We start from the raw sequence: 6,482 nt of genomic DNA, 5'->3' as shown, positions 1-6,482 counted from the left end.
CCAAAGCGCCGTTGAAGGTCTTGCCGCCGCTCCGGTTGGCCCAGCAGACGCAGTCCAGCACTTCTTCAAAAAAGGCCGCCGCGATATACTCCGCTGGCGGCGTGTGCTCCGGGCAGACCTTGGCCCGGGGTATGCGCACCCCCCAAAAGACTTCAATGAAGTCCAGGAGCTCCTCCGGACCATCAAACCCGCAGGCCCGGTGATATTCCACCAACTGGGCAATCTCCCGGGGCGCGGCCAAATGAGAAGGTTCCGACAGGACACAACCAGGAGCCCTCATCACGGCTCTCCACTTTCGGCCCTTGGTTCAATCCGGATAACCGTCGTCATCGCTGTCATTGCGCATATATCTGAGGTATTCCTCTGTACTCATATCGCCCGTGAAGTCGGGAAATTTCCCTCCCAACTCTGAAATAGCAGGTGGCGCATATTTTCGCCCCCTGGTTTTGCAGACCATGTATTTGGGATGTTTACAATGAGCCGGGAAGTGAGGGTTTCTGTCCTCCCAATATCGGCAGATATTCGGCTCAAATATGCTCCGCGGCTTGAATCCGGGACAAGGTTCCATGATGTTCATCCCTCCTAATTTCCGTGAGCATAATCCGAAGCCATTCCAGGGTGTTCAAACTAGCCGCCAGCTCGCATGACGTACAAGCGAATAGCTGACTAGAAATTTTAACCATCGGCCTTTGGCACTTGGGGCAAAACACCATTTCCCATCTCCCGCAAAAGGATAATGGCCAGCAAACTGTAAACCGCGTTGTCCATCAGGGTGTCTTCCAGGGATTCGCCCACCCGGTCGGGGACGCCCCGGGCCAGGTTTTCAATCCGGCTCCATTTGTCCTGAAGGCGCACCAATACCCCCATAAAAGGGGAGATGCCCAGGCGCTCACAGCGCCTGAGGTTGCTGAGGGGGTCGGTGGGGTCGGCATAATTGGCGTTTTTCCTGGCATGCAGGTCGGCCATCTTCTCCAGCAGGTCATAAAACAGGGGATGTCCTTTGCTCCGGTCAATCACCGCCGGTTAATCTCCTTTGCCAGAAATCTCTTTAATAACCGCCAGTGGCTGTTCCCGGCTGGTCTGCCTGGGTTTGTCGTGATAAATCAGCGGAAACCACCCTTCTGGTTTCGGCCCTGCCAGGTGGTGTCTGATTACCTGGTGGAGGTCAAAGGCTATCCGGGCTTTATCGGGCAGGAACGGCGAGGCAATGGAATGATAGCCGTGCGGAAATAGTTCTCTGAATAAAACTTGCTTAAGTTTCAAAATGATACCATCGGCTTCTGATTTGACCATCCAGTATTTCGGGCCAAAAAGCCAGACGATTTCCTCAAGCTGTCCCATGTGCAACCGGGCCAGGCATTCACACGCCTCTGAAATAACCCGGGCCTGTTCCCGGGTAATTTCCAGCAGAAGTTTTTCAGAGCCCATAGATGGCTACTCCCTTTTCTCTGGCTTCTTTCAGCAAGGCGATGTATTTTTTGCGAAACTCCGGGTCGCTAAAGGGGTTGGCTTCCTCCAGGCTGATCCGGGTGGGGACGGTGGTGATAAGGCCGGTTTCCTGGTAGAGCTTTTGTAATTTGGCCCGGGCTTCAGAAGCCACCCGCAGGAAACCAATCTTGGCATTTTCACTTTGGGCCATTTGGTAATCCCGCATCGCCTGCCGCACAACCTGTTGCCAGAAGGCGATTTCACCCCCCAGAAGTTCACCCCCATCAGCATTCTGCACGGCCTCTTTGTGGAGTTGTCTGGCGACCCTAAGGTCTTTAAAAACCATGCGGCGGGAAATGCCAAAAAATTGAGCAATTTCATTAACTTTTGCCCCGCCCTCATACATTTCCCAGACCTTGAAAGCCCGCTCCCGGCGGCGCAGGGAAATGGCTTTAAATTGCTCCTTCCCTTGGGGGGGAGAGTGAACTTCAAGGTTCACCCCTGTCTTTTCCTGGTCACCCATCGGACATATCTCAGGTCCCAGGCAATGGTCACCAGCCCCAGGGTAAGCACCTTGACCAGCCCCTGGGCGATCTCAATCCAGCCAGACACCCAGCGGTTCCAGGCGGTCCATTGGGATTCCGGTTCTTTCATTGATTCCCCCTTTTCATGCCATCCCTTTGGCTTCTGCCAACCACTCGGGGACCACCACCGTAACCCCTTCAATCTCTCTGATGATGGCTATTTGGGATTTGGGCAGCCAAACCTGACAGGCAATGCCGTCGCTGAACAAAACCGCCATGTCGGTTTCCTTAAGAATCTTCCCTTTTAGTTCCAGGTCTGCCATTTCTCCATCGCCATTCGGGCCTCAGTTCCTTGGGCCAATCCCTTGGACAGTTCAGTTGCTGGGAATATCCGCAGACTTCCCTATCCCGCTCAGCAATGAAAAACATGCACTCGGCGGTCTTTATGGCGCTCCCTTCAGGCAAGGGGGTGTAGAAAGGACAACGACTCATGCCGCACCCTCCCAGCCGGCGAAGAAGTATCTCAGGGCGTCCAAAGCATGGTGGTCGCCCTTGCCGGGCTCATGTGTCATGTAGCCCTTCAGTTCCCGGATCAGGTTTTTGCACCGATGGTGTATCAGCAGGCCAGGTTTGCCGTCCGGCCTGACCTTGAGCCATTGCCGCACCAGCTCCTGGCCCACCTCCACCGGAAGCCTGGGGGCTTTGACTTCAATGCCCAGAATCTCCGCCAGCATGGCCCGTTTATCCGGGTCTGAGGGGTCGGCATAGGCGCAGACCACGGGGCCGTAACCCTGGGCCTGGTGATGGGCCAGGATGGCTTTGCCGTTCTCCAAAGTGGTGCGAAAGCGCTGATAGTATTCATCCAGCACCAGCACCCGTTCCCCGCCTTCCAGGACCTGTATCCACAAGCAGGCGAAGGGGTTGCGGTAGCCGAAGTCAATCCCCAAGTAAAGCATCTGCCCGATGAAAAGCGGCCAGCCGGGCTTGGATGGAATCCCTTAAATGCTCCGGGATTTGCTCCAGCTTGACCTCAAAAATGCCGGGCCGCCCGGATATGGGAAACGGTTCAATTTCCTGGGCTTGGGCCAATATCCAGGCATACCGGAACCCGTATTTGGATCGCCTGATAATGGGCCGGCAATCCACCAAATCCACCATCCCCAGGGCCATCCCGTTGGGAAACACCTTGGGGTCCAGGTCGTCATCAAACGGAATCTTGGAGGAGCAGATCAGCAAAGGGCCGCGATAAAGGGTGGCCCGGTGCCGATATTCCTCAGTTTTCACCCCGTTGACGATGTAGGTGGTGAAAGGCTGTTTCACCGTGAGGGCTTTAATCACCATGATCCGCCTCAAATAATGCCGAAACCTTCTGCATCTTCGTAATTGGCCGGGCCGATGTATTTAAAGCCGTAGGAATACCTGTTGTAGCTCGGCTTCCATAACACTCCCTTGGGGATAACTCCGAGTTTGGACCGGTTGATCAGCTTCCAGTTCTTGCTTTTGGCCCTGGCATATATCAAGGCCGGGTGGGAGGTCTGCCCGTAGTAGTGCCCTTTGCACTTGAACAGAGACGCCACATAATCGCTGATGACCTTACCGATCCCGATACCCTGGTAGTCCGGCAGGCAGACCAGCCGATGTTCCCGCCACCCGCAGGTGCTTTTAATGCGGTGCGGAAAGGGTAACACCGCCACAAAGGCGACGATCTCACCGTTGATAAAACCCCCGAAACATTTCGCCGCCACATTCAGGTCGGCGCTCAGATAATGATGTTTCTTGAATATGTCCCAAGCACTTTTATCCACCCGCTTGACTTCCATTTGGATTTGGGGCCGTTGAAGACACACCCGCTGAAATTTGTTGAGGTGGGGTTCGTAAATCCAGTCCGGCTCCAGCCAGTCAATGATGTCGTAATGGCAGGAGGCGGCGATGAACTTCTGCTGGCGTTTCCTGATGGTCCGGGCAATGGCGGCGCTGCCGATCTGCGCCACGGTGCGGTCCACCACCGAGGTGAATTCGTCAATCACGGTGATTTCCTGGTTTTCTGCCAGGGCCCGGGCTATGGTGACACGAAATTTCTCCCCATTGGATAACACTTGAAAGGGCCGGATCCAGGAAGGTGGTGAAGAAAATCCCACGCTGGAAAGGAGCATGGTGATCTCTTTGATGCTCATGTGTGCCGGAAAGGAATCCACGATGCTTTTTTCCGGATCCCACTGATACTCCGGGATCAGGTATGGCCCGAAGACCTCTTTCAGCAGGGTGCTTTTCCCGGAACCGCTCGGCCCCACGATTAGGCCGATGTGCCAGGGAAAGTCCTCAATGGGAAGCTCTATCTTCCAGAATTCCTGGCTGTGAGAAGCCTTAGGAACATCAAACAGGCTTTCCAGTTGGACTACCCGAGGGGTTCGGATGATATTAGACATTCTTACGATATTAAGGCGCGGCATTCATATCCCTCGTTGATTAATCTTTCCAGCAGTTCTTTCTGTTGTTCTTCATTTTCCAACGTAATTAATATTTGATAGAGTTCAGGTATTATTTGCTCTTCTACATCTTCTTCTTCAGGAAACAGCCTGGTTATTTCTTTATCGTTGAATCCTATATCTTCAATATTATATTCCATTTCCATTAATATCTTAAGTTCCTGGGTCAATTTTTCCTGATCCCAATCACTTTCAGCCAATTTATTATCGGCGATACGGAAAGCTTTTATTTGCTCGGGGGTCAAATGTTCAGCTCTGATGCAGGGAATTTTGTCCAGGGCCAATTTTTGGGCCGCAAAAAATCTTCCGTGTCCGGCGATGATCTCATTGCCTTTGTCAATCACTATCGGGACCAGGAAGCCAAAGTTTTTGATGCTGGAGGCAATTTTGTTGATTTGGATTTCAGGGTGTTTTTTGGGGTTGTTTATGTAGTGGATAAGTTTATCTGTTGCGACCAATTCAATTTTGACATGTTTCATGGGTATTACCTCTTACTTGTTTTTCCCTTTGATTTCCCGGAAGATGCGGTTTCGGATCAGGGCGGAGACTTCCGGCCGGAGGGAGCCGTCCGGGAAAATCAACTGATGTCGGCGCAAAAGTTTCATGCCGTTAATCACCTGGAGAAGAGTCAGGTTGGTGCCGTCTTCCAGGTCCTCATAATCAAAGCTGACGCAATCCCAAAGGGCTTCCAAATCGGCTGCCGATGGCGGGGCTTTGAGTTTCTTGGGTATTTTGGTCCAGGCCAAGGCTAAAACCGTGAGTTTAGGGTCCTCAAAGAGAACCGCCAAGTTCTCCGTGTTTTTCTCTGTCTTATAAGGGGCCAGGATTTCTTCCCACCCGTTTTCAGTCCCGGCTTTGATGCCATGGGTGTCAATGTCCACCGGCCTGGTCCTCCTAAAGATCAATTTTTGCCTCCACTTAAGATAGCCTTGTCGATTTCTCGCTCGGCATTGGTCAAACAGGTCTTACAGACCTTAACCGAATCGGTAAGCGTCGCCAGTTCCACCGTGGTGGCCAGGCGACCGCACAGGTCGCAGCAATTGTTGTTTTCAAATCCGTCTCCCATCCAGGTATTCAGGATTACTCTCATTGGTCCTCCAATCAAATCCAGGTCAAATTGGGGTTGACGTGGTAAGTCAGGCCCAGCACCATGAACCTTAGGGCGTCCAGGGCGTAATTGGCGATCTCCAGGGGTTTGTCCCGAAACGGTTTGTTGGGTTTTTTCTCCGGGACAGAATATTGCCCGAACTCCCGGATGATATTGGCGCACTGGCGGGAGATGGTCAGGCCGCCGGTTTGCAGCCGCTTACGGATCAGGCCGATGCCCACCTCCAACTCATTCTCTACCGCCTGGGCCAGCAGGTCGGCCTGGATATACTCCTGGACCGTGTCCAGGTGCAGGTTCAGGAAACGGGCGATCTCTTTTAAGCCGCGGTAAATAGGCCGGTTATGTCTTGGTTTCACCATGGCCCTCTAAAGGTTTGATTTCGATTTCATAGCGCGGGGGGTCGCCATAGTATTTGCCGGTGCCGTCTAGATAGCCCACCACCTGCCGGTCGTCGGTCCAGAAGATGCCGGAGCAAACATCTTTGAAGTTCTTCAAAATATTATCGAAATCCGGTTTGACGGTGGGCCGGATCTCACCGGCCAGAGCAGCTTCTTTCCATTTTTTCGATTTGCTCTTGGGGATTGGCATAAAAGCCTTAAGCCCTAACAGGATCGGGCCGTCAAGGGGTTCCGGAGGTTTGTGCTCCATTAGTAGCGCAACCAGCCGGTTTTCTTCCAGGCGCTGTTTGGGGTGCTTGTGAGACCGACCAACGAACCGGTCCCCTATCTTACAGGCCCGCACCCGCTCCCGTATCTGGGCCTTGGGGGGGATGGTGATGCTGAATTTCACTGCCTTATTTCTCCCACCAGGGCTTAAATCCTCTGAGTCTTGCAATCACTTCCGAAAAGTCCCCTTTGAAACAGATTCCACGATCATCGATATAGGCCTTGGCCGGGGGCTTTTTATTTGTCACATGATCAATATAATCTGCAAGCC

Annotated in this window: 14 protein-coding genes; all 14 read right to left on the bottom strand. The window is 53.0% G+C overall.

Annotated elements, in window-relative coordinates; translation table 11 throughout:
* The coding region (locus tag JRG72_11180; GenBank protein MBW2135766.1) for a hypothetical protein at positions 1–280 on the bottom strand (280 nt) is incomplete at its 3' end.
* Between the two features lie 395 nt (positions 281–675).
* Positions 676–1,017 (bottom strand): DUF1599 domain-containing protein, encoded by a 342-nt coding sequence (locus JRG72_11175; protein ID MBW2135765.1) that lies wholly within the window; start codon positions 1,015–1,017, stop codon positions 676–678.
* A gap of 6 nt (positions 1,018–1,023) precedes the next feature.
* Positions 1,024–1,428 carry a hypothetical protein gene (locus tag JRG72_11170; GenBank protein ID MBW2135764.1) on the bottom strand — a complete coding sequence of 135 codons (405 nt, stop codon included), beginning with the start codon at positions 1,426–1,428 and terminating at the stop codon, positions 1,024–1,026.
* A complete protein-coding gene (locus tag JRG72_11165; GenBank protein ID MBW2135763.1) occupies positions 1,418–1,927 on the bottom strand; it encodes a hypothetical protein in 510 nt (169 codons plus the stop codon). Before JRG72_11165 ends, JRG72_11170 begins: the two co-directional genes overlap by 11 nt.
* Positions 1,924–2,082, bottom strand: a complete 159-nt coding sequence (locus tag JRG72_11160; GenBank protein ID MBW2135762.1) for a hypothetical protein — start codon at positions 2,080–2,082, stop codon at positions 1,924–1,926. Before JRG72_11160 ends, JRG72_11165 begins: the two co-directional genes overlap by 4 nt.
* Before the next feature lie 13 nt (positions 2,083–2,095).
* Entirely contained in the window at positions 2,096–2,275 is a 180-nt protein-coding gene (locus tag JRG72_11155; protein ID MBW2135761.1) for a hypothetical protein, read from the bottom strand.
* 165 nt (positions 2,276–2,440) lie between these two features.
* A complete protein-coding gene (locus JRG72_11150; GenBank protein MBW2135760.1) occupies positions 2,441–2,899 on the bottom strand; it encodes a hypothetical protein in 459 nt (152 codons plus the stop codon).
* Positions 2,889–3,293 (bottom strand): ASCH domain-containing protein, encoded by a 405-nt coding sequence (locus JRG72_11145; protein MBW2135759.1) that lies wholly within the window; start codon positions 3,291–3,293, stop codon positions 2,889–2,891. Before JRG72_11145 ends, JRG72_11150 begins: the two co-directional genes overlap by 11 nt.
* A gap of 8 nt (positions 3,294–3,301) precedes the next feature.
* Positions 3,302–4,402 (bottom strand): ABC transporter ATP-binding protein, encoded by a 1,101-nt coding sequence (locus JRG72_11140; protein ID MBW2135758.1) that lies wholly within the window; start codon positions 4,400–4,402, stop codon positions 3,302–3,304.
* Entirely contained in the window at positions 4,381–4,917 is a 537-nt protein-coding gene (locus tag JRG72_11135; GenBank protein MBW2135757.1) for a ParB N-terminal domain-containing protein, read from the bottom strand. The genes JRG72_11140 and JRG72_11135 overlap by 22 nt, the downstream gene beginning before the upstream one ends.
* Before the next feature lie 12 nt (positions 4,918–4,929).
* A complete protein-coding gene (locus JRG72_11130) occupies positions 4,930–5,319 on the bottom strand; it encodes a hypothetical protein (GenBank protein MBW2135756.1) in 390 nt (129 codons plus the stop codon).
* A 20-nt stretch (positions 5,320–5,339) separates the two neighbouring features.
* Positions 5,340–5,528 (bottom strand): hypothetical protein, encoded by a 189-nt coding sequence (locus JRG72_11125; protein MBW2135755.1) that lies wholly within the window; start codon positions 5,526–5,528, stop codon positions 5,340–5,342.
* Between the two features lie 11 nt (positions 5,529–5,539).
* Positions 5,540–5,905 carry a hypothetical protein gene (locus tag JRG72_11120; GenBank protein MBW2135754.1) on the bottom strand — a complete coding sequence of 122 codons (366 nt, stop codon included), beginning with the start codon at positions 5,903–5,905 and terminating at the stop codon, positions 5,540–5,542.
* Positions 5,886–6,335, bottom strand: a complete 450-nt coding sequence (locus JRG72_11115) for a RusA family crossover junction endodeoxyribonuclease (protein ID MBW2135753.1) — start codon at positions 6,333–6,335, stop codon at positions 5,886–5,888. Before JRG72_11115 ends, JRG72_11120 begins: the two co-directional genes overlap by 20 nt.
* Between the last annotated feature and the right edge of the window lie 147 nt (positions 6,336–6,482).

This window comes from Deltaproteobacteria bacterium, assembly GCA_019309545.1.
GTDB lineage: Bacteria > Desulfobacterota > Desulfobaccia > Desulfobaccales > Desulfobaccaceae > Desulfobacca_B.
This window is presented reverse-complemented; position numbering and strand designations above follow the sequence as displayed.

What these genes read in the sequence shown, in the direction of transcription:
- JRG72_11170 (MBW2135764.1), bottom strand. Translation starts at nt 1,428, where the DNA reads ATGGGCTCTGAAAAACTTCTGCTGGAAATTACCCGGGAACAGGCCCGG.
- JRG72_11160 (MBW2135762.1), bottom strand. Translation starts at nt 2,082, where the DNA reads ATGAAAGAACCGGAATCCCAATGGACCGCCTGGAACCGCTGGGTGTCT.
- JRG72_11155 (MBW2135761.1), bottom strand. Translation starts at nt 2,275, where the DNA reads ATGGCAGACCTGGAACTAAAAGGGAAGATTCTTAAGGAAACCGACATG.
- JRG72_11145 (MBW2135759.1), bottom strand. Translation starts at nt 3,293, where the DNA reads ATGGTGATTAAAGCCCTCACGGTGAAACAGCCTTTCACCACCTACATC.
- JRG72_11140 (MBW2135758.1), bottom strand. Translation starts at nt 4,402, where the DNA reads ATGCCGCGCCTTAATATCGTAAGAATGTCTAATATCATCCGAACCCCT.
- JRG72_11135 (MBW2135757.1), bottom strand. Translation starts at nt 4,917, where the DNA reads ATGAAACATGTCAAAATTGAATTGGTCGCAACAGATAAACTTATCCAC.
- JRG72_11125 (MBW2135755.1), bottom strand. Translation starts at nt 5,528, where the DNA reads ATGAGAGTAATCCTGAATACCTGGATGGGAGACGGATTTGAAAACAAC.
- JRG72_11120 (MBW2135754.1), bottom strand. Translation starts at nt 5,905, where the DNA reads ATGGTGAAACCAAGACATAACCGGCCTATTTACCGCGGCTTAAAAGAG.